The sequence below is a fragment of the Streptomyces canus genome (assembly GCF_030816965.1).
Classification (GTDB): Bacteria; Actinomycetota; Actinomycetes; order Streptomycetales; family Streptomycetaceae; genus Streptomyces; species Streptomyces canus_E.
Genome location: NZ_JAUSYQ010000002.1, coordinates 8,039,751 through 8,064,001, shown reverse-complemented (window position 1 = coordinate 8,064,001; position 24,251 = coordinate 8,039,751). Strand labels below are relative to the sequence as shown.

The 24,251-nt window shown below is 72.4% G+C and carries 19 protein-coding genes and 2 pseudogenes; 6 read left to right on the top strand and 15 right to left on the bottom strand.

The window, feature by feature from the left end; translation table 11 throughout:
* Positions 1-38: 38 nt before the first annotated feature.
* From QF027_RS37960 to QF027_RS37915, 10 genes are all read right to left on the bottom strand, one after another.
* A complete protein-coding gene (locus tag QF027_RS37960; RefSeq protein WP_307079790.1) occupies positions 39-1,466 on the bottom strand; it encodes a GntP family transporter in 1,428 nt (475 codons plus the stop codon).
* Positions 1,463-2,407, bottom strand: a complete 945-nt coding sequence (locus QF027_RS37955; RefSeq protein ID WP_307079787.1) for an NAD(P)-dependent oxidoreductase — start codon at positions 2,405-2,407, stop codon at positions 1,463-1,465. The genes QF027_RS37960 and QF027_RS37955 overlap by 4 nt, the downstream gene beginning before the upstream one ends.
* Before the next feature lie 339 nt (positions 2,408-2,746).
* A complete protein-coding gene (locus tag QF027_RS37950; RefSeq protein WP_307079785.1) occupies positions 2,747-3,610 on the bottom strand; it encodes a class II fructose-bisphosphate aldolase in 864 nt (287 codons plus the stop codon).
* The gene (locus QF027_RS37945) at positions 3,610-5,058 is read right to left on the bottom strand and encodes a four-carbon acid sugar kinase family protein (protein ID WP_307079784.1); all 1,449 of its coding nucleotides are present in this window, start codon (positions 5,056-5,058) and stop codon (positions 3,610-3,612) included. The genes QF027_RS37950 and QF027_RS37945 overlap by 1 nt, the downstream gene beginning before the upstream one ends.
* Before the next feature lie 48 nt (positions 5,059-5,106).
* Positions 5,107-5,805: a FadR/GntR family transcriptional regulator gene (locus QF027_RS37940; RefSeq protein WP_307079782.1), complete on the bottom strand. Its 699-nt coding sequence runs from the start codon at positions 5,803-5,805 to the stop codon at positions 5,107-5,109.
* A gap of 124 nt (positions 5,806-5,929) precedes the next feature.
* Entirely contained in the window at positions 5,930-8,308 is a 2,379-nt protein-coding gene (locus tag QF027_RS37935; RefSeq protein ID WP_307079780.1) for an SWIM zinc finger family protein, read from the bottom strand.
* Positions 8,305-11,172: a DEAD/DEAH box helicase gene (locus QF027_RS37930; protein WP_307079778.1), complete on the bottom strand. Its 2,868-nt coding sequence runs from the start codon at positions 11,170-11,172 to the stop codon at positions 8,305-8,307. The genes QF027_RS37935 and QF027_RS37930 overlap by 4 nt, the downstream gene beginning before the upstream one ends.
* Before the next feature lie 86 nt (positions 11,173-11,258).
* Positions 11,259-11,843, bottom strand: a complete 585-nt coding sequence (locus QF027_RS37925) for a sugar kinase (protein WP_306974483.1) — start codon at positions 11,841-11,843, stop codon at positions 11,259-11,261.
* The gene (locus QF027_RS37920; RefSeq protein ID WP_031051879.1) at positions 11,840-12,988 is read right to left on the bottom strand and encodes an ROK family glucokinase; all 1,149 of its coding nucleotides are present in this window, start codon (positions 12,986-12,988) and stop codon (positions 11,840-11,842) included. Before QF027_RS37920 ends, QF027_RS37925 begins: the two co-directional genes overlap by 4 nt.
* 139 nt (positions 12,989-13,127) lie before the next feature.
* Positions 13,128-13,865, bottom strand: a complete 738-nt coding sequence (locus QF027_RS37915) for a GntR family transcriptional regulator (RefSeq protein ID WP_306974495.1) — start codon at positions 13,863-13,865, stop codon at positions 13,128-13,130.
* Between the two features lie 130 nt (positions 13,866-13,995).
* Here QF027_RS37915 and QF027_RS37910 point away from each other — a divergent pair, with 130 nt between their 5' ends.
* A complete protein-coding gene (locus QF027_RS37910; protein WP_306974496.1) occupies positions 13,996-15,018 on the top strand; it encodes a Gfo/Idh/MocA family protein in 1,023 nt (340 codons plus the stop codon).
* Between the two features lie 122 nt (positions 15,019-15,140).
* Here QF027_RS37910 and QF027_RS37905 read toward each other — a convergent pair whose 3' ends face one another.
* The 3 genes from QF027_RS37905 to QF027_RS37895 form a co-directional block, all read right to left on the bottom strand.
* The gene (locus QF027_RS37905; RefSeq protein ID WP_307079776.1) at positions 15,141-16,328 is read right to left on the bottom strand and encodes a cytochrome P450 family protein; all 1,188 of its coding nucleotides are present in this window, start codon (positions 16,326-16,328) and stop codon (positions 15,141-15,143) included.
* 38 nt (positions 16,329-16,366) lie between these two features.
* Positions 16,367-17,056, bottom strand: a complete 690-nt coding sequence (locus tag QF027_RS37900; protein ID WP_307079773.1) for a response regulator transcription factor — start codon at positions 17,054-17,056, stop codon at positions 16,367-16,369.
* 81 nt (positions 17,057-17,137) lie between these two features.
* Positions 17,138-18,397 (bottom strand): sensor histidine kinase, encoded by a 1,260-nt coding sequence (locus tag QF027_RS37895; RefSeq protein WP_307079771.1) that lies wholly within the window; start codon positions 18,395-18,397, stop codon positions 17,138-17,140.
* A gap of 169 nt (positions 18,398-18,566) precedes the next feature.
* Between QF027_RS37895 and QF027_RS37890 the strand changes: the two genes are divergently transcribed.
* A complete protein-coding gene (locus QF027_RS37890; protein ID WP_307079769.1) occupies positions 18,567-18,767 on the top strand; it encodes a hypothetical protein in 201 nt (66 codons plus the stop codon).
* Positions 18,768-18,911: 144 nt separating this feature from the next.
* Positions 18,912-19,301: a ribonuclease domain-containing protein gene (locus QF027_RS37885; RefSeq protein ID WP_266557571.1), complete on the top strand. Its 390-nt coding sequence runs from the start codon at positions 18,912-18,914 to the stop codon at positions 19,299-19,301.
* Between the two features lie 638 nt (positions 19,302-19,939).
* Here QF027_RS37885 and QF027_RS37880 read toward each other — a convergent pair.
* Entirely contained in the window at positions 19,940-20,860 is a 921-nt protein-coding gene (locus QF027_RS37880) for an alpha/beta hydrolase (RefSeq protein WP_307079766.1), read from the bottom strand.
* Between the two features lie 503 nt (positions 20,861-21,363).
* Between QF027_RS37880 and QF027_RS49765 the strand changes: the two are divergent.
* Positions 21,364-21,545 (top strand): annotated as a pseudogene (locus QF027_RS49765) (hypothetical protein); the annotation flags it as partial.
* A gap of 42 nt (positions 21,546-21,587) precedes the next feature.
* Positions 21,588-22,151 carry a CGNR zinc finger domain-containing protein gene (locus QF027_RS37870; protein ID WP_306974513.1) on the top strand — a complete coding sequence of 188 codons (564 nt, stop codon included), beginning with the start codon at positions 21,588-21,590 and terminating at the stop codon, positions 22,149-22,151.
* Between the two features lie 394 nt (positions 22,152-22,545).
* Here QF027_RS37870 and QF027_RS49760 read toward each other — a convergent pair.
* Positions 22,546-22,803: pseudogene (locus QF027_RS49760) on the bottom strand (osmotically inducible protein OsmC); the annotation flags it as partial.
* Between the two features lie 340 nt (positions 22,804-23,143).
* Here QF027_RS49760 and QF027_RS37860 point away from each other — a divergent pair.
* On the top strand, positions 23,144-23,926 hold the full coding sequence (locus QF027_RS37860) for a sulfite exporter TauE/SafE family protein (protein ID WP_307079764.1): 783 nt from the start codon (positions 23,144-23,146) through the stop codon (positions 23,924-23,926).
* Positions 23,927-24,251 lie beyond the last annotated feature (325 nt).

Below are 24,251 nucleotides of genomic sequence, written 5' to 3'. Positions count from 1 at the left end.
GGGGCTCGGGCGGGCTTGTCCGTGCGTGGCGCCAGGTCTCAGACCAGCGGCCACAGCGCGGCGGTGAGGGCGAAGCCGGCGCATCCCATGACGGTCGTCAGGACCGTCCAGGTGCGCAGACCGGACGCCACATCGAGACCGGCGAGCTTGGTGAACATCCAGAACCCGGCGTCGTTGATGTGGGACAGGGCCAGGGCGCCCGCGCCCATCGCCAGGGCAACCAGGGACAGCTGACCGGTCGACAGGTCGGCGCGCTGGAGCAGCGGGGTGAGGATGCCGGCGGTCGTGATCAGGGCGACGGTCGCCGAGCCCTGGGCCGCGCGCAGGGCGAGGGCGGTCAGGAAGCCGAGCACCAGCACCGGCAGCCCCGTGCGGTCCAGGACGTCGGCGATCGCGTCGCCGATGCCGCTGGCGACCAGGACCTTGCCGAAGACACCGCCTGCTCCGGCGACGAGGATGACCATCGCGACGGGCGGCAGCGCGGAGCCCATGACCTCGGCGATGTGCGCGCGGTTCCAGCCGCGGCGGGCGCCCAGGAACCAGCCGCACAGGGCGACGTCGATGAGCAGGGCCACCATCGGGGCACCGAGGACGGTCAGGACGGCGCGCAGGGTGGAGCCCTCCGCGAGCGCGTTCTGGCCGATGGTGCCGAGGAGGATCAGCAGGATCGGGGTGACGATCAGCGCCAGGACCATGCCGAAGGACGGCGGGCGGGCGTCGGTCTCCGAAGGTGCGGGCTTGGTGAGTACGGCGGTGGCGTGACCGCCCTCCACGGGAGCCGGCGCGCTGCCACCCTCGGTCCCGGCCTCCGGCTCGCCGTACACCTCGGCGTACACCGCCGGGTCCATCGGGTACTCGCGGCGGGTGAGGCGACGGGAGACGAGGTAGCCGAGCAGGGCGACGACCGCCGTGACGGGGAGGCCCAGCAGCAGCATCAGGCCCTGGCTGGCGCCGATCGTCGCGGCGACCGCAACGGCGCCGGGGTGCGGCGGCAGGAAGGCGTGCACGGTGAGCATCGCGGCGCCCATCGGCAGCGCGTAGATCAGCAGCGGCTTGCGGGCGGCGCGGGCGACGCCGTACGCGATCGGCATCAGGATGATCAGGCCGACCTCGAAGAAGACCGGGATGCCCAGGACGAAGCCGGCGACGGTCAGGGCGAGGGGTGTACGGCGGGAGCCGAACCTGTCGATGAGGGAGTGGGCGAACGCGTGGGCGCCGCCGGAGAGTTCGATGATCCGGCCGATCATCGCGCCCAGCGCGATGATGGTGGCGATGTGGCCGAGGGTGGCCCCCATGCCGTCCTCGATGGTCTTCACCAGGTCGGCGGCGGGCACGCCCGCGGCGAGCGCGACGCCGATGCTGACGACCATGAGGGCGACGAACGGCTGGACCTTGGCTCTGAGGATGAGCAGGAGCAGGGTCGCCACACCGGCGACCGCGATGGTGAGCAGGGCGGTGTGGCTCATCGTCCCTCTCCTTCCGGGGTTGTTTCTGCGGATATTTCCGATGACTTGGGAGACAGGACGGTGACGACGGAGGAGTCGTCGCGGGCGCCGAGCCCCGCGCGCTCACCGAGCAGGTAGAGCTGTTCGGCCGCGGCAGCCAGGGGCACCGGGACGTGGGCGTCTCTGGCGATGCCGGTGACGATGCCCATGTCCTTGACGAAGATGTCGAGCCGCGACTTGACCTCGGGCTCGGATCCCTCCTCGTACGTCTGGACCATGCGCGGCCCTCGGTCGGCGAACATGAAGGAGCCGGCGGCGCCGTGCTTGAGGGTGTCCACGACCGTGCCCGGGTCGAGCCCGAGCTCGCGGGCGAGCGCGATCGCCTCGGCCGCGGCCGCGATGTGCACGCCGGCGAGGAGCTGGTTGACGGCCTTCATGGCCTGTCCGTCGCCGGGGCGCGGGCCGACGACCGTGAGGGTGGAGGCGAGCAGGTCGAGGACCGGCCGGGCCGTCTTCAGCGCCGCGTCCTCGGCGCCGACGACGATCAGCAGATCGCCGTCACCGGCCCGCACCGGGCCGCCGCTGACCGGTGCGTCCACCGTCAGCACACCGCGCTCGGCGAGGCGCTGGGCGGTGGAGCGTGCCGCCTCGGGACCGACCGTGCTGGTGAGGATCACGACCGTGCCCGGGCGGAGGGCTTCGGCGGCTCCGTTCTCACCGAACAGCGCGCCCTCGACCTGCACTTGGTCGCGTACGGCGAGCACGACGACGTCGGCGTCACGAGCGGCCTCGGCCGGGGACGCGGCGTCACGGGCGCCCTCGGAGGCGGCGATCGCGGCTCGCCGGTCGGCGGCGATGTCGTAGACGGACACGGGTAGTTCACCGGCCAGGCGGCGCGCCATGGGAAGTCCCATGGCGCCCAGGCCGATGACGGCCGTGCGGGGACGGGGGTGCGGAGACATCTTTGTCCTCCTGGGGAGAGACGAGGAGCGTGCGGATGGGCTGCCCGGGGGCGGGGAAGTCCCCGGGCAGGCAAAGGAGATGTGCGGATGCGGCTCGTGCGAGGGATGGCGCAGGGAGCGGCGGCGCTCGGCGACGCTCGCGAGGGTGTCGCGATGCGCCGAGGCGTCGTACGGCGATCTCGTGCGGTACGGCGCGGTGGTGCGGTTCTTGATCAGCGGGGTGGGGCGGTGCTCGGGGCAACTCGAGCGAGGGTGACGCGATACGGCGAGGCGTCGTACGGCGATCTCGTGCCGTACGGCGGGCTCGTGCGGTTCTTCGTCAGCGGGGCCGGGGTAAGGTCACACGGCCCCTCCCTCGGCGCGGTGGATCAGACGGCCGATGACCTCCAGCGCGGCGTCCCGGACCGCGTCGCGGCCCGCCGCCCACACGGAGACGACGTCGGAGCCGGGCAGTGCGGCCGGGAGGATCGCGTGGACGGCCTCCAGGTAGGCGCGGCGGAGTTCGGCGTTCACGTTGACCTTGGCGACGCCGCGCGCGAGGGCGCCGTGCAGTTCCTCGACGGGCAGGCCGCTGGCGCCGTGCAGGACGAGCGGGACCGGTACGGCCGCGTGGATGGCGGCCAGCCGGTCCAGGTCGAGGCGGACCGGGTCCTTGGTGAAGCCGTGGACGTTGCCGACGGCCACGGCGAGCGCGTCGACGCCCGTCGCGGCGACGAACTCGGCCGCCTGGTGAGGGTCGGTCATCGTCGCGGTCTTGGCGACGGCGTCGGTGGAGACGTCCTCGTCGCCCGGCAGGGCACCGAGTTCGGCCTCCACCCAGGCGCCGTGGTCGCGGGCCCGCCGTACCGCCTCCTTCGTCAGCGCGACGTTCTCGGCGAACGGCAGGTGGGAGCCGTCGACCATGACGGAGGTGTAGCCCGCCTCCAGGCAGACGGTGATCTCGTCCAGGTCCCGGCTGTGGTCGAGGTGCACACCCAGGCGGGCGGCGGAGTCCTCGGCGGCGTCCAGCGCCAGCCGCATCAACGCCTCGCGCCCGGCGTGCTTGAAGGGGCCCGCGCCCGCCTGGATCAGGACGGGCCGTCCGGCGGACTCGGCGGCGGCCGTGATGCCCTGGACGGTCTCCAGGTTGTAGGCGACGAACCCGGGCAGGGCGTGACCGGCAGCCGCGGCCTGCTTCAGGGCCTCGGTTCCGTGCAGCAGCATCAGGCGCTCCGGAGCAGGTCGAGGGCGTCGGCGAGGGCGTCGGGGCCGCCGACGTTCCCGGCGAAGACGATGTAGGGGACGCCGGCCGCTGGGCCGTCCACCGGCTCCCAGAGGGAGACGATGCCGGGCAGCAGCGTGCCCCGGGCCCAGGCGCGGCGGATCTGAAGGCCGTGGGTGGCGGTGTCGCTGGAGGTGATGCCGCCCTTGGCGACCACGAAGGCGGGCCGCCGGGCGGCGTTGACCTGCCGTACCGCCTCCACGAGCGCGGCGGAGACCCGGCGGGAGATCGCCAGGCTGTCGTCCGCGTCGGCACCCGTCACCAGGGTGCGCGAGGTGCGGATCACGGCGTCGGCCGTGTCCAGCGCGTCGGCGGCCGCGGCGGCGACCTCGGCGATGTGGGCGTCACGCCGCTCCTCGTCGAGCAGGAGGGCGACGTCGAGTTCGTACTCGGCGATCCCGCCGCGCTCCCGCAGCCGGTCCAACTGCCGGGTCGTCAGGGAGACATGAGATCCCACGACGATCAACCCGTGCGGCGCGTCGCCGCGTAGCGGGCGCAGTTGTGCGGGGGTGAGCGGTGCCCGTGCCGCCTGTCCGGCGCGGGCCCTGACGAAGGACGGCCCGACCCGGTACAGCAGCCGTGTGCCGTTCTCCTCCGCCTCCGCGAGGGCGAGGGCCAGCACGCGCAGATCGTCGTCGCACACCGCGTCGACGACGGCCGTACGCTCGCCGCGCAGGGAGCTGAGCATCCGCGCGGTGTGTGCCGGGCCGCCGCCGCGCAGGTCGTCGAGGGTGATGCGCAGGACCTCGCTCACGGGCACCCGCCCGCCCGTCTTCTCCTGGACCCACTCGGGCAGCGAGGAACTGCGGTAGCCGAAGGTGGCGTCGCGGGCGAACTCGCTCTCGCCGACCGGCAGTAGGCCGTCGGCCGTCCGCATCCAGTGGCGGGAGCCGACCGTCAGACGGCCCGCCTCGATGTAGGCGGGGACCAGCACGACCCCGTCCGGAGCACCGGCGCCCAGCTCGGTGAGCTCTTCGGCCAGGACGTCGGTCTCCAGCGGGAAGTGGCCGCGCAGGGTCGAGTCGCCGCGGCTGGCCAGGACGTAGTCGGTGTCCTCGGCCGCCGACGCCTCGTGCAGGGAACGAACCACCTCGCGGTTGCGGGCGTCGGCGTCCTCGGGCGACAGGCTGCGGGTGTTGGTGAGGACGAAGAAGGCGGCACTGTCCTGGCGCAGCGCCCAGCGCAGGTCGTCCACCGTCCAGGAGGTCAGAACCGGCACGTCGGCGACCGTCTGGGTGCCGGTCGGGTCGTCGTCGAGGACGACGAGACGGGGGCCGCCGGAAATGCGGGCGGCCACGTCGGCGGCGCTCACCTCGCGGACGGGCGGGAGCCCTTCCAGCACCGCGGCCTCGCTGACGGGTCCCGTCTGGGCATGGAGGGGTAGGGACATGGCGAATTCCTGGTCTGTGACGGGGAGTTGGGGGAAAGTTGGGGGGCGTCAGTCGAGGTCGCGCTTGATCACATGAGTGCGCAGGTCGTCGGCGGTCTGGTTCATGTGGCCGTCCATGGCGACTCGGGCGGCCTCGGGGCTGCCGGACTCCAGCGCGGCGAGCACCGCCTCGTGGTGCGCGATGGCGTTCGTGCGGATCTCCGGGACGGCCGAGGTCTCCCGGCGCCCCTCGACCAGCAGCGGGCCGAACGGCTCGAAGAGCAGCGGGACGAACAGGTTGCCCGTCGCCCGCATCACCGTGTCGTGGAAGTCGATGTCGGCCTGCACGAACTGCTCGGTGTCGCCCGCGTCGGCGGCCTCCCGCATGACCGCCAGGTGCTGGCGCAGCACCTCCAGGTCATCGTCGGTGCGGCGGGAGGCGGCCAGCTCGCACGCGCCGTTCTCGATGAGCCGCCGTGCCTCGATCAGCCGCTCCGACAGGGCGCCGCTCGAGGTCCGCGAGGCCGCCCGCACCACCGGCTCCAGCGCGGTCCACCGGTCCGGCGGGTTGACGTAGGTGCCCCGGCCGCGCACCACCCGGACGACGTTCTGCGCGCGCAGCTGCTTGACCGCCTCGCGCACGGTCAGGCGGCTGACCCCGCCCTGCTGCGAGAGCTCTCCCTCGGGCGGGAGCGCGGAGTCCGGCGGGTACTGGCCGTCGATGATCGCGGTGAGCAACTGCTCGGCGAGGTCATCGGAGAGCGACATGGCGGAACCTCTTCGTTCGGCGATCACATCTGACGTCAGACATCTGATGTCTATGTGCCGGAAACGATGACACCGGAGGTAGGACTCGTCAAGACCCCGGCCGGGAACGATCGAGCGATCATGGTCAGAGGTCGGTCGGTGTGCCCAGGCCCGTGAGGGCACCGACCGGGTCCAGGTCGGGGGTGCCGCGGGGCCACCAGTCGTCGTGGCCCGGTTCGGACTCGTAGGCGTACCACAGGCCGTCGCGGCCGAGGCGGAGCTGGATGTGGCCGCGGGGATGAGTGAGGTGGTTGTGCCAGGGGCGGAAGGCGGGGAGGTCTGCGGCGAGGAGGAGGGGGCGGGCGCGGTCGAAGCGGCCGGCCGGTGGGTCCCAGGGTTCTTCGAGGACGGCGAGTCCTTCGATCCCGCCCTGCCTCCAGGCGGCGACCGCGCGGGCCAGATCCGCCGGGGTGCGGTCGGTGGCGGCGGCGAGGGAGGCGTAGAGGGCTCGGGTGCCGGCGGTGAGGCCGGAACCGGGGCGGGCGGCGGCGAGGCGTACCGCGTCCTGCCACAGGGTGAGTTCGCCCACCGGGTCGCGGCCGGTGCCGAGCAGAGCGTGGGCGCGGGCGGCGGCGTCGGTGGCCAGCTGGTCCAGGGCGAAGGGGTCGGGGCCGCCCGGAGACGCGGGGTAGGCCGGGGGCTGCTCGGGATGGGCGGGGGCGGGCAACGGGGCGGGAAGCGGCGGGAGTCGGCGCGGAGCGAGGGCTTCACTGGCCCTTACGCCGGGCAGTGGCGCCGGTTCCTGTTCCTGGGCGGCACGGGCCGCGCGGGCGGCGCTGAGGCGGGACAGGGCGTCGAGCAGTTCGCGTTCGCCCCGGCCGCGCAGCAGGAGCAGGACAAAGGGATCGGCGTCGAGCAGGCGTGCCGTCTGGTAGCAGAGGGCGGCGGCGTGCTTGCAGGGGTGACCGCGGTCGGGGCAGCTGCACTGCGGTTCGAGATCGCCCGGACCAGGGAGCAAGGGCACTCCGCACTCGGCCAGTGCCTGAGGCATCTCCTTGTCGAGGAGTGCGGCGATGTGTCCGGTCCGGTCGGCGGCGAGGTCCAGGAAGCGGTCCCAGTCGGCGTCGCCGAGCGTCCGCAACCGCACCTGCACGCGGTACGGCCGGGGGCGGCTCCCCTGCACATAGGCGAGCACCAGCCCCGGCGTCACGGTGATCGCGTCCACATGCCCCTGCTCGGCATAACTCCGGCCCCGGGCCAGCCGCTTGGCGTCCAGCGCGCCCTCCTCCAGCGCGGAGACCCAGGCGTTGCCCCACCAGGTGGCGGCGAACCGGGCGTCCTCGGAAGTCCGGGGAGGGAAGGCCGGGAAGGTGCGACGCAGGTCGTTGTCCCGGTTGGGGGCGGCCATGGAGTGCGGGCGGTGGGGGGAGGCCTGGGTTGTCGAGGACGCCGGTGCCGGGAGGAGCCGGTTCTTGTCGGCGCCGGTGTCCGTGGGGGTTTCGCCGGGCAGTGGCGGGGAGTTGGTGTCGGGGCGTGCGGAGGCGCCGCCCAGCGGGCTCGACGGAGCCGAGCCGGCTCGGTTGCCGGTGCTCGGAGAGCTGTCGTCGGCGGCGGATGGCCGTGGAACGGAACTCCCCTGCCGCGTACCGTCGTTGTCCTCGGGGTCCTCGGGGTCCTCCCCCGGCAGGGCCACATCGTCGGGCATCCGGAACGCGTCGGCCAGCAACTCCCGTACATCACGCGCCCGGGCGCCGGCGGCTGGACGCGGTGCGGGGCTTCGGTCCCGGGATGCGGCCGGGGCGGTACGACGCGACCGACCCGCGAGTGCGGCCTCGGCGGTCGCGGCGGCCGCTCGCCTCTTGCGTGCCGCACGCAGCGCTTCGCGGGCGGCATCCGCAGGGCGCGCCTCAGGACTCCCGGCCGTGGCGTCGTCGACAGCCGGAGCGGGCGGGGCCGGCTCGACGACCTGATGCGTTTCCCCACCCGGGGAGTCGGCGGAAGCCGCGGAGGGGGCGCCCGTGTCGAACCGACCTGAGTCGACGTCCGTACCCGCACTTGGGGCACGCCGGGCCGCGACAGCTCCCCGCAAGGCCGCGCGGGCCGCGTCACCTGGCCGAGACTCGGACGGGGCCGGGTCGGGCACGGCGTTCTCGGGCGCCGCCCGCTCAGTGTCCTGCCCGCCAGGTGTCTTCGGCTCATCGGCCTCTGCGTGCGCTCGGTGAGCCGTGCTCTCGGCCGTCGAGCGGTTCGCCCCTTCGGCCACGAAGCCACCAGCGTCCTTCGCCGCGGGACCGCCGGCCCTTTCGCCCTCAGGGCCCCCGCCGCCCCGCACCGCGGAACTACCGACCGCCTCGGCAGCGAGACCCCCCGTACCCTGCGCCGCAGAGCTGCCCGCCTCCTGCGCTTGCCCGCCGTCCGCCCCGGTGACCGTCTGCCCGCCCGCATCCCCCGTCCCCTCCCGGCTCGCCCGCTCCCGCGCCGCCCGCAGGGCACGGCGGGCCTCGTCGGCGGGGCCGGGGGTCATGACGGCCTCCGGAGGGAGACCAGGTCGGACAGGTCACGGTCGGTGAGTTCCGTGAGGGCGGACTCACCGGAGCCGAGGATCGCGTCGGCGAGAGCGCGCTTGGACTCGAGCATCTCGGCGATGCGGTCCTCCACGGTGCCCTCGGTGATGAGGCGGTGGACCTGGACGGGCTGGGTCTGGCCGATGCGGTAGGCGCGGTCGGTGGCCTGTTCCTCGACGGCCGGGTTCCACCAGCGGTCGAAGTGGACGACATGGCCCGCGCGGGTGAGGTTGAGGCCGGTCCCCGCCGCCCGCAACGACAGGACGAGGACCGGAATCGCGCCGCTCTGGAAGCGGTCCACCATGCGCTCGCGCTCCGGCACCGGCGTACCGCCGTGCAGCAGGTCCACCGGGACCGCGCGAGCGGCGAGGTGGGCGGCGATCAGACGGGCCATTCCCACGTACTGAGTGAAGACGAGCGCGGAGCCGTCCTCGGCCAGCAGGGTGTCCAACAGCTCGTCCAGCAGGGCCAGTTTGCCCGAGCGGGCGACCAGCCGCTCGCCGGCCGTCGGCGGGACCTCCTCCTTCAGATACAGCGCGGGGTGGTCGCAGATCTGTTTCAGCGCTCCCAGCAGCTTCAGCACCAGACCCCTGCGCGCGATGCCCTCCGCCGTCTCGATCGCCAGCATCGACTCGCGCACCACCGCCTCGTACAGCGAGGCCTGTTCGCGTGTGAGGGGGACCGGATGGTCCGTCTCCGTCTTGGGCGGCAGCTCGGGGACGATGCCGGGGTCGGACTTCTTGCGGCGCAGGAGGAAGGGCCGCACCAGCCTCGCCAGCCTGGTCACCGCCTCCTCGTCCTCGCCGTTCTCCACCGCGCGCGCGTGCCGGGCGCGGAAGGACTGCAGGGGACCGAGGAGCCCGGGGGTCGTCCAGTCGAGCAGTGCCCACAGTTCGGAGAGGTTGTTCTCGACCGGTGTGCCGGTCAGGGCCACGCGTGCGGGCGACGGGATGGTGCGCAGGGCCTTCGCGGTCGCCGAGTAGGGGTTCTTCACGTGCTGGGCCTCGTCCGCCACGACCATGCCCCAGCGCTGCTCGGCCAGCCTCGCCGCCGCCGCCCGCATGGTTCCGTATGTGGTGAGGACGAAGCCGCCGTCGAGGTCGTCCAGGCTGCGGTCGGCGCCGTGGAAGCGGCGGACGGGGACGCCGGGCGCGAACCGGGTGATCTCCCGCTGCCAGTTGCCCAGGAGCGAGGCGGGACAGACGACGAGGGTCGGCTCACGGCGTGCCCGGCGCAGGTGCAGGGCGATGACGGTGATCGTCTTGCCGAGTCCCATGTCGTCGGCGAGGCAGCCGCCGAGGCCCAGGGCGGTCATGAGGTCCAGCCAGGCCAGACCGCGGAGTTGGTAGTCGCGGAGGGTGGCGTGCAGGCCCGCGGGCGGTTCGGCGGGGTGGACTCCGGTCGTCAGGCGGTCGCGCAGGGCGGCGAGCGCGCCGACCGGGACCGCCTCCACCGTCTCGCCGTCGATCTCGGCGCTGCCGGTGAGGGCGACGGAGAGCGCGTCGACCGGGTCGAGCAGGCCCAGTTCACGCTTGCGGGCCTTGCGGACGAGGGCCGGGTCGACCAGCACCCACTGGTCCCTGAGGCGTACGACGGGACGGTGGGCCTCGGCCAGCGCGTCCATCTCGGCCTCGCTGAGCGGGTCACCGCCGAGCGCCAACTGCCAGCGGAACTGGAGGAGTTCTTCGCTCTCGAAGAAGCCGGTGCCGTCGGTCGCCGAGCCCGGCGCGGGTCGTACCACCGCCGCCGCGGTGAGGTCCTGCGCCAGGTCCCGCGGCCAGTGCACCGCGACTCCGGCAGCCGCGAGCCGGGGCGCCGCCACGCCGAGAAGGTCGCCCAACTCCTCGTCGGACAGCGCCAGTACATCGGGTGCGTCCTGCTCGGAGAGCCGGTCCAGGGGCGGCCACACCCGGGCGGCGCGCCGCACCGCGAGGGCCGCGTCGACGCGTGCGCGGGGTCCGAAGACGGCGTCGGCGTCCCCCGCCCACAGGGCCGCCGCGTCGGCCACGAGGGTCGGGTCGGCCAGGCTGTGCACCTGGACGATCGCGGCACCCGCACTGCGCGCACCGTCGGCGTCGGCGTTGAACAGGTTGTACGCCGACAGGTCCAGGCGGAGCGAGATCCGCACGCCCGCGTCCATGCCGGCGGCGACCTCCGCGGCCCAGTCGTGGGCATGCGGCAGCCGCTGCGGTGCGCGGGCCGCGAAGGGCTTGCCGGAGGCGAACGGTGCGGCGGGGGTGCGAGGCAGCGTGTCGGCGACGGCGTCCAGGAAGGAGCGCATCAGTGCTTCCGGTTCCGGCAGCCGGAGCGGGCCGGGGCCGGGCAGCGGGACCGCGTGGCCCTCGTGGGGCAGGGCGGCCGCGACGGCGCGAAGGTGGGCGATGTCGTCCGGGTCCAGCGGCCCCGCCCGCCAGGCGTCGTGGCCGGTGGCGGTGAGTCCGGGCAGCAGGCGGCCGCGGGCGGTCAACCGCAGCGCGTGCAGGGCGGCCGCGCCCCAGCAGGCCGTGGCGGGATGGGCGGCGGGATCGCGCCGGGCCCGGACAAGCAGCGGAAGGGCCGCGCCGACCGGGAGCGAGAGGGCGGGGGCGGTGCGACGTCGGACTCCCGCTCCGTGCGGTCGTACGACAGTGAGCTCGGCGCGCTCGAGGGAGGCGGCGTCGACCTCGGGGCTCCCGGCCGGCAGGGGCGCGCCCTCGGGATCCCAGAAGGCGATCCGCCCCTCTCGGGGAAGTGGTGCGGGCAGGAAGACGGCTGCGAGCCGGACGGGAACGGCCGCCCCCTGCTGCTCGCCCGTGCGCTCGGCCACCACGGCGCTGTCGCTCATACGTCCTGTCACCTCCCGCCCCGCATGTCGGATCACTCGTCTTCGACTCTACGGGCGGGGTCTGACAATCGGCTCCGGCGACCGGGTCAGGGGACCGTGCGCGAGACGACGTACACCTTCGGGGCGTTCGGCACGGTCAGGTTGACCATGACATCCTGCGTGGGCGCCGGGTCCTTCTGGGAGTGGGTCAGCCCCCACCAGGAGCGCGGTCCGTCGAACCGCCAGCCGCTGACCTTCTGGTCGCGTTCGCTGATGGTGACGTCGCCCTTCTTCAGGTCGGCGCGGCTGACACCCATGCCGGTGAGGAAGGCGGCCAGACCGGCGTCGGTCGTCCGGAACTTGACGTAGAGGCGGCTGGTCTTCCAGTTGTTGGTCTCGTAGGAGGCGACCAGGTCCGCGGGGTGCGGGACGGGCACCTGGTAGAGGCGGCGCTGGACCTTGGACGGCCAGTCGGGCGTGAGGCCCGTCGCCGAGTACTTCGCCTCCTTGTCCTTGCCGCTGTCGCGGCTCTGGTTGGCGGAGATCACCAGGTAGCCGGCCGGGACGCCGATGAGCAGACCGATGATGAGCAGCGTGATCGCCCGGCGGCGGATCTTGTGACGACGGTCCTCGGTGGGTCGCTCCGGCTCGCCGGGGGGCGCCGAGACCTGGTGTGGCAGGGATGCCGTCATGCGGTGTCCCGGGACGTACGGCGGGCCTCCACGTACCGTTCGTATCGCTCGTGCCGCTCCACCCGGCGCCGGTTGGCACGCCGGAAGCGGCGGGCGACCAGGCGGGCGAGATCGGCGGCGCCGACCATGCCGGCCTCGGGGCCGAGCTGGGCGCGGGCGATGCGGGCCTCGGGGCGGTAGCCGCGGCCGGTGAGCTGGCGCTTGAAGGCGTCCCGCGCCGGGCCGATCAGCAGGTCGTCGGCCGCGCTGACGCCGCCGCCGATGACGAAGCAGGACGGGTCCAGGGCGGCCGCGAGGTTCGCGATGCCGACGCCGAGCCACTGGCCGATGTCCTGGAGCAGCTCGATGCACATCGCGTCACCGTCGCGGGCCAGCTCGGTGATCATCGGACCGGTGATGTCGGCGATGTTGCCCTTGACGTGCTCGATGATCCCGTACGCCACCGGCGAGTCCGCGGCGGCCAGCTCCCTGGCCTCCCTGACCAGCGCGTTGCCGGAGCTGTACTGCTCCCAGCAGCCGCGGTTGCCGCACGGGCAGCGGTGGCCGCCGGGGACGACCTGCATGTGACCGAACTCGCCGGCGACCCCGTACTTGCCGCGCTTGACCTGGCCGTCCTCCAGGATCGCGCCGCCGATGCCGGTGCCGAGCGTGATCATGACGAGATGGTCCTCACCACGCCCCGCGCCGAAGCGCCACTCCGCCCAGGCGGCGGTGTTCGCGTCGTTGTCCACCAGGACGGGGACCGCGAGGCGGCCGGCGATGCGGTCGCGCAGCGGCTCGTTGCGCCAGGACAGGTGGGGGGCGAACAGCACACGGTTGCGGTCGGCGTCGACCCAGCCGGCCGCGCCGATGCCGACCGCGTGCACGTCGTGGCGGTCGGACAGGTCCAGGACCAGTTCGACGATGGTGTCCTCGACGACCTTGGGACTCTTGGACTTGTCCGGGGTCTCGGTGCGGACCTTCTCCAGGATGTTGCCGTCGGCGTCGACGACACCCGCCATGACCTTGGTGCCGCCGATGTCGATGCCCACCGTCGGCACGCGGGGTGCGGTCAGGTGTGAGCGGCGTTCCCGCGTGCCGACGGTCCGCAGGGCGGGGGCGCGACGGGAGCCTATGGGGGCGCTGAAGTTGCCGTAGGTGCTCATCGGCGTTGATTCTGCCGCACCCCCTGGGTCAGTGCCGAACGGGGGAGCGACGGGAGTGCGCGCGTCATGCCGGGTGCGGGTGGTTCGTGGCTGGTCGCGCCCGCGCGGCGGAGCCGCACATCGGTAGCCCCGCGCCCCTTCAGGGGCGCACCAGGAGCTGGAATTCGAATGAGTAGCGAGTCGGGCGATATGTATGCGTGCCGTATTCGACCGCCCTGCCCGTGTCGTCGAAGGTCACTCGTTGCATGGTGAGGAGCGGGGCGCCCGCCTCCTCGGCCAGGCGTTCCGCCTCCGCCGCTGTGGCCGCTCTCGCGCCGATGGACTGGCGGGCGCTGTGCAGGGTGATTCCCGCCGTGCGCATCATGCGGTAGAGGCCGGTGGCCTCCAGCTGGGCGGTGTCCAGGTCGAGGAGGGCCGGGGGGAGGTAGTTGCACAGGTAGGCCATCGGCTCGCCGTGCGCGAGGCGCAGGCGTTCCACCCGGTGTACGTCGCTGCCCTCGGCGACGCCGAGCGCCGCGGCGATCTCGGCGGTGGCGGAGACGACGGTGTTGACGAGGACCTTGGTCGCGGGGCGCTGACCGGCCGCCTCCAGGTCGTCGTAGAGGCTGCTGAGCTCCAGGGGGCGCTTGACCTGGCTGTGCACGACCTGGGTGCCGACTCCGCGGCGCCGCACCAGCAGGCCCTTGTCGACGAGCGACTGGATGGCCTGGCGCACGGTGGGCCGGGACAGGCCGAGCCGGGCGGCGAGCTCGATCTCGTTGCCCAGCAGGCTGCCGGGGGTGAGCGTTCCGTGCTCGATCGCGGCCTCCAACTGCTGGGACAGCTGGAAGTACAACGGCACCGGGCTGCTGCGGTCCACACTGAGCTCGAGCGTCACGGTCGGGTCCACTCCTGGTTTCGGCACGGGCCCGAGCGTAGCTCCGTGCGCTGTTGACGGGAAGTCGTGTAGTCAGATTGTCCGGACATACAGATTGACAGCAGGGGGTTCTCGACCACACTTTGTTCACATGCGCATCGGGGTCATAGGGACGGGCCGCATCGGCACCATTCATGCGAACACGCTCAGCCGCCATCGGGAGGTCGGTTCCTTAATCCTCACGGACGCGGACGGGGCACGGGCCCAGGAGCTCGCGCACCGCCTCGGGGAGACCGCGGCCCCGGGGGTCGACGAGATCTTCAAGTGGGGCGTGGACGCCGTGGTGATCACTACGGTGACCTCGGCCCATGCCGAGCTGATCGGCCGGGCGGCGCGCTCGGGACTGCCCGTGTTCTGCGAGAAGCCCATCGCACTCGACCTGCCCGGCACGCTGCACGCCATCGCCGAGGTGGAGACCGCCGGGACGGTTCTCCAGATGGGCTTCCAGCGGCGCTTCGACGCGGGCTACAGGGGCGCGCGCGAGGCGGTGCGCTCGGGACGGCTCGGACGGCTGCACACCGTGCGGGCGCTGACCTCCGACCAGGCGCCGCCGCCGGTCGACTGGCTGCCGCTGTCCGGCGGGCTGTACCGGGACGCCCTCATCCACGACTTCGACATCCTGCGCTGGGTGACCGGGCACGAGATAGTCGACGTGTACGCGGCCGGGTCCGACGCCGGGCCGCCGATGTTCCGGGCCGCGGGGGACGTCGACACCGCGGCGGCCCTGCTCACCCTCGACGACGGGACCCTCGCGACGGCCACGGCGACACGGCTCAACGGGGCCGGGTACGACGTGCGCATGGAGCTCGCCGGGGAGCTGGACCAGGTCGTGGTGGGCCTGGACGACCGTACGCCCATCGCGTCCACCGAGCCCACGGGGCCGCCCGCGGCGGACAAGCCCTGGACGGGGTTCCTGGAGCGCTTCGGTCCGGCCTACGAGGCCGAGCTGGCCGCGTTCATCGAGGTGGTCCGGGGCGAGAGAGCGAACCCCTGCGACGGGCGCGAGGCGTTGCAGGCGCTACGGGTCGCCGAGGCGTGCGAGGTGTCCCGGCGTGAGCGCAGGGCCGTGCGGCTGGCGGAGATCCCGGGCGGCGCGAGCGCGGCCGCGTTCTGAACCCTCCCACCCAGCCGGCCTCGCTCGCCGACCTCACTCCGGCACACCCACCGACCTGACCCCGTCAACGAGCAGAGCCCCCGTCGAACCCGCCACGCCGTACCTGCCGGACCCGCCGGGCCCTACCACCGCACCGGCAGGCTCCGCACTCCTCTGATCAGCATTCCTGGCAGCCACTCCCCCGCGGGCCCGGCGAGCGCGAGGGAGGGAGTGCGGTCCAGCAGGGTCCGGATCACCGTGCGGGCCTCCATGCGGGCCAGCGGGGCGCCCAGGCAGTAGTGGATACCGTGGCCGAAAGCGAGGTGGCCGCGCGGGTCGCGGCGGATGTCGAAGCGGTCCGGTGCCGGGTACCGGGAGCCGTCGCGGTCGGCCGCGCTCAGGCAGATCATCACCGGGTCGCCCTTGGCTATGGCCCGTCCCGCTATCTCCAGGGACTCGGCGGCGTACCGGAACGTCGCGTTCTCCACCGGCCCCTCGTAGCGCAGCGTCTCCTCGACCGCGCCGTCGATGAGGCTCATGTCGGCGCGCAGGGCGGCGAGTTGGTCCGGATGGGTGAGCAGGGCGTGCACGCCGTTGGAGATGAGGTTGACCGTGGTCTCGTGGCCCGCGATCAGCAGCAGGAAGGCCATGCCGCGCAGTTCCGACGGGGAGAGCCGGTCGCCGTCCTCGGCGGTGGTGCGGATGAGGTCGCCGAGCAGGTCGTCGCTCGGTCCGGCGCAGCGCTTGTCCTCGATGAGCTCCGTCAGGTACTCACCGAGGCGCAGGACGGCGTCGTACGAACTCTCCGGGCTGGTGGGTGCCACGACCTCCGTGGACAGCTTGCGGAACTCCGTGCGGTCCATCTCGGGCACGCCGAGGAGCTCGCAGATGACGGTGATCGGCAGCGGGTAGGCGAGGGACTGCACCAGGTCGGCGCGGCCGTGCGGCAGCATCGTCTCGAGGAGCTCGTCGGTGATCTCCTGGATCCTGGGCCGCAGTTGCTCGACCCGGCGCACGGTGAAGGCGCGGGAGACGAGCCCACGCAGCCGGGTGTGCTCGGGCGGGTCGCTGCCCAGCAGATGGCGGCCGATCAGCTCCTCGTCGTGGAACACCGCGCCGATTCTGCGGCCGTCCTTGGACAGTCTCGGATCGGCGAGTGCCGCGCGCGCCTCCTCGTGCCCGACGACGAGCCAGGTCGAGTAGCCGGCGTCGGAGCCGGGCGGTCGCACCCGGTGCACGGGGCCGAGGCCGCGCAACTCGGCGTAGACGGGGTGCGGCTCGACACGGAAGGCGTCGCCGTACTCGCCGAGATCGATCACTGCTTCGGTCATGAACTCCCCCTCACACTCTCAACGCCCGGTGACCGTGCCTAGTGCCCGTCCGGCTCGGATTCCGCGGACCCTTCCAGCAGTCCCGCGTCGTACGCCAACAACGCGATCTGCACCCGGTTGTTGAGGTCGAGCTTGGCCAGCACGCGGGAGACGTGGGTCTTGACCGTGGCGACGCTCATGTAGAGGGCGGCGGCGATCTCGGCGTTGGACAGGCCCTGGCCGACGGCGACGGCGACCTCGCGTTCACGGTCGTTGAGGGCGGCGACGCGCTCACGCGCGCGTGCCCTTCGGGTGTCGGCGGCGGAGCCGACCGCGTGCTCCATGAGCCGGCGGGTGACGGTGGGCGACAGAACGGGTTCGCCGGCCGCGACCCGTCGTACGGCGGCGAGGATCTCGGCGGGCGGGGTGTCCTTGAGGACGAAACCGGCGGCGCCCGCGCGCAGGGCCCGTAGGACCTGCTCGTCTGCGTGGAAGGTGGTCAGGACGACGACCTGGGGGGCGTCGAGGCGGCCGCGCAGCCGTTCCGTGGCCGTGAGGCCGTCCACCGACGGCATTCTGATGTCCATGAGGACGACGTCCGGGCGGGTCCGGTCCACAGCCGCCTCGACCTCGGTGCCGTCCGCCGCCTCTCCGACGATCTCGATGTCCTCGGCGCCGCCCATCATCAGGGACAGACCGGCCCGCACGAGGGGGTCGTCGTCGACGAGGAGCACTCTGATCACAGTCATGGGCCTACGTAATCACGCGGAGGCGGAGCGCAATCACCCTTGTGGCCGGGCGAGTTGCACTACCGACGACACCAGGGGACGTCACCCCCACGGCAGCCACGCCCGCACCCCGAACGCCCCGTCCGTCTCCGCCCCGTACTCCAGCCGGCCACCGGCGAGCGTGGCACGCTCGGTGAGGCCGATCAGGCCCTGCCCCGAGCCGGGGACGTGCGGCACCTCGCCCTCGGGCGCGGGGTTCTGCACGGTCACGACGAGGCCCTCGCCCGGGCCGCCGACGACGGTGACCGTGACCTCCGTGCCGGGGGCGTGCTTGCGGGCGTTGGTGAGGCTCTCCTGGGCGATGCGGTAGGCGGTGCGGCCCACGGACGCGGGCACGGCGGCGGGGTCGGACATGCGACTGTCGAGGATGACCTTCATGCCGGCCTCGCGGGACTCGGCGACCAGGGTGTCCAGCGCGGCGAGGGTCGGCTGGGGCCGGCCCGTGTCGTCGTGGTCCGCCGCCCGCAGCACCCCGATGATCTCCCTGAGATCCTGGAGCGCCTCGTGCGCGCTCTCCCGGATGACGCCGGCCGCCCGCGCGACCTCCTCCTGAGGCGCGTCCGGCCGGAACTCCAGGGCCCCCGCGTGGACGCTCAGCAGCGTCAGCCGGTGCGCGAGGACGTCGTGCATCTCGCGCGCGATGGCCTCGCGGGCGAGCCGCTGCGCCTGCTCGGCCCGCAGTCGCGCCTCGGTCTCGGCGCGCCGGGCGCGGTCACGCAGGCTGAACATGAGCTGCCGTTTGGCCCGCACCAGCAGGCCCCAGCCGACCATCGCGGCGATCAGCACCACGGAGAGGAGGACCGAGACGAGGTACGGCAGGTCCGCGTCGGGCCGCAGCCGGAAGGTGAGTGGGACCACGGCGATGTTGATGCCGCCCACCCAGGCGACGTACCGGAAGGGGCGGTGTACGGCGAGGGTGAAGACCGCGATCATGCAGGCGCCGCCGGCCGTGTCCGAGAGCACCCCGAGCGGGATCGTGGCCAGGGCGAGGCCCAGCGGCCGGCGGCGGCGCAGCCACACGGCGGCGCAGGCGAGCGCGCCGAGCAGCTGGTCCAGGGTGGCCGCGGTGTGCGACACATGGGGGTTGTTGCCCACCGCGTCCGCGGCCATCAAGCCGATCAGTACGGCCAGGAGGAAGCAGGAGAAGTCGACGATCCAGTCGCGCGCGGTACGCCGGGGCCGCCGTCCGGGCCGAACGGCGGACGGGTCGAACTCGTGGATCACCGCGGACGGCAGCAACCAGCGTCGGCCGGGGAAGGCCGGAGGTTCGGGAACCGTCTTGTCACCGCTCACGGTCGACAAATCTACGCAGCGTGGGCCCGCCGCACCCGTCCGTGGACGGCATCCGCGACCAAAGTCGCGACACCGCAGACTTTCGGCGTGGGCGGCCCCGTGGTTCCGATGCTTTCGCGCGAGGAGGCTCACCCCGCGGCCGATGCCCGTGGGGGGTCCGCGGGGCGAGGGTCCCTCCATGAAGCAACTCCTGGAACTGCTCGGTCTTCTCGCCCTGGTGCAGGGCGGGACGGGTCTGCTGCACGAGTTCACCGACTGGCACATCGGCCTCGTCCAGCGCATCGGTCTCCTCGACGGTTACGAGGTCTACGCAAGCGTCGCCCTGATCGTGCTGGCGTTCGCGCTGTTCGCCGCCGCCGGGAGCCGGCGGTCCGGCTGAACGACCCCGGCCCCCTCGAGCGGCCGGAGACAATGTGGTGACGCTGGGTCGCAGGTTAACTCCGCGAAAACTCCTCGGACTTGACGGGAAAATCCCTCGAGTTGTCATTGACATGCCACTGTCTACGCGCGTCATCATGTGGTCATGAGATTCCCCCCACGAATCGCTCGTATCGGTACGGCAGCCGCCGTCCTGTCCGCTCTCCTCGTCGGCGGCACCGTCGCCACCGCCACGCCCGCGGCCGCCGCGGTCGGCAGCATCTGCTACAGCGACCTGCCCTCCCAGGCGTACGACACGCTCGACCTGATCGACGCGGGCGGCCCCTACCCGTACTCGCAGGACGGCACTGTCTTCCAGAACCGGGAAGGCGTCCTGCCCTCACAGTCCTCTGGCTACTATCACGAGTACACCGTGATCACGCCGGGCTCCTCCACCCGCGGCGCGCGCCGCATCGTCACCGGCGAGGAGACCCAGGAGGACTACTACACCTCCGACCACTACGCCACGTTCGATCTCGTCGACTTCGGTTGCTGAGGTCTGACACTCCGGTTCTCCACCAGCACGGGCCAGATCATGATCCGCGTGTTTCCTGGCCAGGGACGCTGTCGGCGTTACACGAACCACCCAGCGTGCGGTTCCGTGCGCGCGCAAGGCGGTTCGCTGTCGGCTACGTCCGTTGAACGCCCAGCCCCTCGCCCCGCGCACCCCACCCCCCACGCCTTGGGTCGCGGGGCGAGGCAGTTCGGCCTGGAGCCACCCGCAGTGGCGTCGCCGCCCGCCGCCCGTGAGGCTCGACGGCCGGGGACGTGTCGTCGGGTGCGTCCCAGGAGGCCCGAAGCCCTGGCCCGTCGCGTAGGGCGCGCAGGCTGACGCGTGTCCCTTGCCCGTCGTCGATGTGCCACGTGTCCATGTCCTGGCAGGTCTTCATCCGAATCCGATGAACGGACCTACGGGTACTTCCTGGACCAAGGACCTGTGACACCCGAGGGCGACGGCACCCGGGGCGACATCGAGCTGACGCGGCAGCCGAGCACAGTCAAGGGCAAGATGCTCGCCGCCTGCTCCCGGCCACTGATCCGCGGGGCCGTCGGTGCGGCACGACCCACACGACGAGGGCCGACAGCGTGACTGGCGGCCCCTTCGTCATGTCTTGCGTACGTGGCCCGGGTCGATCACTTGTCGAGGTGGGTGGTGAAGTGGTCGGTGAGCTTGTCCACGGCGGGGTCGATGTATTCGCGCTTGTCGTAGAGGTCGACGTGGCTGGCTCCGGGGATGCGGTGGAGTTCCTTGGGGCCGGTAGCGGCCTGGTGGGCCTCGAGGGCCATCCAGGCGGTGACGGCGCGTTCGCCGATGATCTGCAGCATGGGGCGGGGGCCGATGAGGGGGACGGCACGGAAGACGTCGCTGGAGGCCATCCTGTCGATGCTGTCCCACGCGAGGTACTTCGCGGAGCGCTCGTGGTGGCCGCGGGGGCCGCAGTAGTACTCCCAGCCTTCGACGCCGTGTTCACCGCCAAGTGTGCCCGCCTGTTCGGCGGTCTCGGGGAACATCGTCATCACGCCGGGGTCCTCGCCGCGGGCGGCGCGGGTGCGGGCCTGGGCGGCGGCGTCCAGGAGGGCCTGGAAGACGGCCGGGTCCTGGGAGCCGTCGGCGCCGTAGCGGAACTGGCGGGCGGGTTCGGCGGTGCAGACGGTGGCGACGGCCTTGACCCGGTGGTCGCCGCCGGTGGCGGCCAGCGAGTAGCCGCCGGAGGCGCAGATGCCGAGCAGGCCGATGCGGTCGGGGTCGACATCGTCGCGGGTGGTGAGGTAGGACACCGCGGCCTTGAAGTCCTCCACGCGCTGGGCGGGGTCCTCCAGCCCGCGGGGCAGGCCTCCGGACTCACCCTGGTAGGCGGCGTCGAAGGCGAGGGTGACGAAGCCGCGCTCGGCCATCAGCTGCGCGTAGGTACCTGAGGTCTGCTCCTTCACCCCGGTCCCGGGGTGTCCGACCACCAGCGCCGGACGGCGGCCGGCAGCCGGTCTGTCGGAGGTGTAGAGGTGTGCCGCGATCTCGATACCGGCGCTGTCGAAACTGACACGGGTCCTGGCCATGAAAACAACACTCCCTGAAGGCGGTGACGGACGATGCCGTGGAACACCCGGTCCGGGCCGGGCACACATCCACCATCCGCCGCCCGCCCGGTCCGCGGGAGAGTCAGATCTCTGCCTGGGAAAGAACCTGCCCCCCCCCCCCCCCCCCCCGCACATGTGCCGCCCCCGGTGCGACGGCATGGCACTGAAGAGCATGCGGTCAGCGCGGCGAGGCCGTCGGCCGCGCCGTCACCGCCGTTGAGACCGCGGTGGCTGGTGCCCGGGGCGAGGAAAAGGCGGCAGAAGTCGTCGACCCGCGTGGTTACGCCCAGCTCCCGCTCGACCTGCTCGCGCTACTTCACGGTGCCCTGGCGCGTGGATGTACCGGTCGGCCAGCCCGTGCCAGGTCAGCAGCGTGCCGCCGGACCCACGGAAGCCGGACAGGTCCGGGTCGTTCCGTGCCGATGACCTGGTCGTACTCGGCCTGTGACCTGGAGCAGCTGCGTGAACCCGCTGTAGGTGACGACGAGTTGGAAGCCGCCTTCGGCCCAGGCCCCGGCGCGATCGTCGTGGCGAGCCACGACCGCTGGCTGCGCCGACGCCGGCAGGCCGCGAGCTCCGCCTGGAACCGGGACGCGGTCGGCAGAAGTGGGTCCCGTACGATCTCGAGCCTGCCGTGACCAGGGAGAACCGTCTGAAGCGGTGACGCTCCTTGCGTTCGACTCGAGTCACCTGTCAAGATGGTGATGTGAATCCTGACCATGTATTCGTATGCGGACACCCTGCTCTCGATTTCGCGGCCACCCTCCGGGCCCGGCGCTCGACGCGGTTCGAGATGTTCGTGACGCCGGAGCGGCTGAATGCCTGGTACGTGGAGTCCGGGCTGGTGGACACGATCACTCCCGGCGAGGAGGACGACGTCCGGGCGGCGACGACCGTACGCGAGGCCGTCTACCGGCTCGTCACGAACCGCCGTCTCGGTGAGGAGTTCGACCGGGAGGCGCTCGCCGTGGTCAACGCAGCCGCCCGCAAGCCTCCCGTGACGCCGCAGCTCACCCTGGCCGGACGGCACACCGAGGCGACGCCGGAGCAGGCACTGGCGACCGTCGCCCGGCAGGCCGTGGAACTGCTCAGCGGTCCGGACGTCCCCTTGATGAAGGAGTGCGGCAACCCCGAGTGCACCCGGGTCTACATCGACCGCTCCCGGGGCATGCGGCGCCAGTGGTGCGGCATGGAGTCCTGCGGCAACAAGATCAAGGCCGCCGCGTACCGCGCACGCAAGAAGACCGCGCCGGCGGCAGCCGCCCGCTGATCCCTCACCTGGGCGGCGCGCGGCTCCGGCGAAAGTGGGGCTCGGTCGGCGGCGGGGTCCTTGAGGTCCTGCGGAACTTGCTCCTCCCCGCCAGGTCACCATCCCACCGGGCCGGAGCACAGGCTGGCACTACCACGAGGGAACCCTCCTCGGCTTCGTCCAGCAGGGCACACTCAGCCACTTCGGCTCGGACTGCGCATCCGATGGCGTCCACCAGGCCGGCAGCAGTCTCACCGGGCCGTCCGGCGCCGACCGCGTCCACCTCGGCCGCAATTTCGGCACGACCGATGTCGTGCTCGACGTCCTGTACGTCTGCCGCACGGCGCACGACGCTCCCCGCCGACCAAGGCCACTCCGGCCGCCAAAACCGCAGAGACCGGCGCGAAGGGAATGTGGTCAGGGTGATCTCGGCAGTGACGGTGGTGCTGGTCAGCCGTAGCTTGCGGAGGGTGGCGGCACGGCGCAGGGCGCCGGGGAAGCAGGCGGCCCAGCCCGCGCCCAGGAGCTGCTCGGCGTTGGTCGCGGTGCCGGCACCCCCGAGCTCCTCGGGGAGGGCGAGGCCGGTCTCCAGAAGACCGTCGGAGGAGCGGACGTGACCGCCGTTGCGGCCCTCTCCGTCGACGTCGGCAACGGCGGTGCAGGGGACTGCCATGACTGTGCTCCCCATCTGGATCGAACGTCTTCGGGCACCTGCCGACCAGGACACCTTCGCATCACCGGTTGAGACGGTGACGCAAGCATGGCAGCCGCCACCGTCACCCGTCAAGCAGGTGACTGGCGACTTTGCGGGTTACCCGTATCCCTTGTCGCTCTTGTGACGTGTCCCAGCTGTGCCAGTGGTGTCGAGTGACGCCTGCCCGATCCTTTGACAGCAGTTGTTCACCGTCTCGGGAGGCGGTTGGATCGGGGCGGGGTCGACGTTCACGAGAACGGGAGGCACCTGAGGCAGAGCCTGTTACGGGTGTCGGTTGAAGAGTGCTGAGGGGATTGTCGTGGAGTGGTCGACGGGGTTGCTCGGGTTCGCCGCCGGGCTGCTGATATCGGTCACCACCGCGCCCGTCGGCGTCTCGGGGGCGGTTTTCCTGCTGCCCATCCAGGTCAGCGTGCTGGGCGTGCCGAGCCCGGCCGTGACGCCTACGAACCTGCTCTACAACGTCATGGCCGGCCCCGGTGCCCTCTTGCGGTACCGGCGAGCCGGGCGACTGGGTGGGCCGCTGACCCGCTTACTCGTCGCGGGCACCGTTCCCGGTGTCGTCATGGGCGCCGTCATCCGCGTGTTCGCCGTTCCCGGCCCACGCATCTTCCGCCTTCTCGTAGCGGCGCTGCTCCTGCCACTCGGGCTGTGGCTGTGGCTGCGGACCGTACGCCCGGCATCACCCGGCACCCACGACCAGCCTTCGCCCCGCGCGACTACGTCGCTGGCCCTGGCCGTCGGTGTCCTCGGCGGCATCTACGGGATCGGTGGCGGCTCCCTGCTCGGGCCGATCCTCGTCGGCCGCGGCGCACCAGTCGCCCTTGTCGCACCCGCCGCCCTGGCCTCCACCTTCGTGACCTCCATCGTCGGCGCGGCCACCTACGCGCTGCTCTCCCTGGCCGCCACGGGCGACGTCGCTCCCGACTGGCTGCTGGGCCTGTCCTGTGGAGCCGGAGGCCTCCTCGGCGGATACCTTGGCGCACGCCTCCAGCCGCACCTGCCCGAAACCGCGCTCCGGCTCCTGCTCGGCACCCTGGCTACCAGCGTCGGCGCGCTGTACGCAGGTCAAACCCTTCGCTGACCGTACGGCGTCCAGTCGCTCCGTAGCACCAGGTTGCTGTCGAAACTCGTGAACGCCCCCCGACGCCAGCCTCCGAATGCCCCCCAAACCGGTGTCAAAGCACTGTCCGTTCTCACACACAGCCAGTCGAAGGACCGTCCAGCGCCGCATCCAGCGTCTGATGGAACGTGCCGGGGCAGGGACGTGCGTGCAACTCGCCTGGCAGGCCGCCCGCCGCGGCCGGCTCTGACAAGGCGGGCCTGCGGTTCAACTCCCCCGCCCCGGAGGTCCGTTACGGCAGCGGGAAGCCGAACTGCTTGGCGGCGTGCGTAAGGCGAACAGTGCG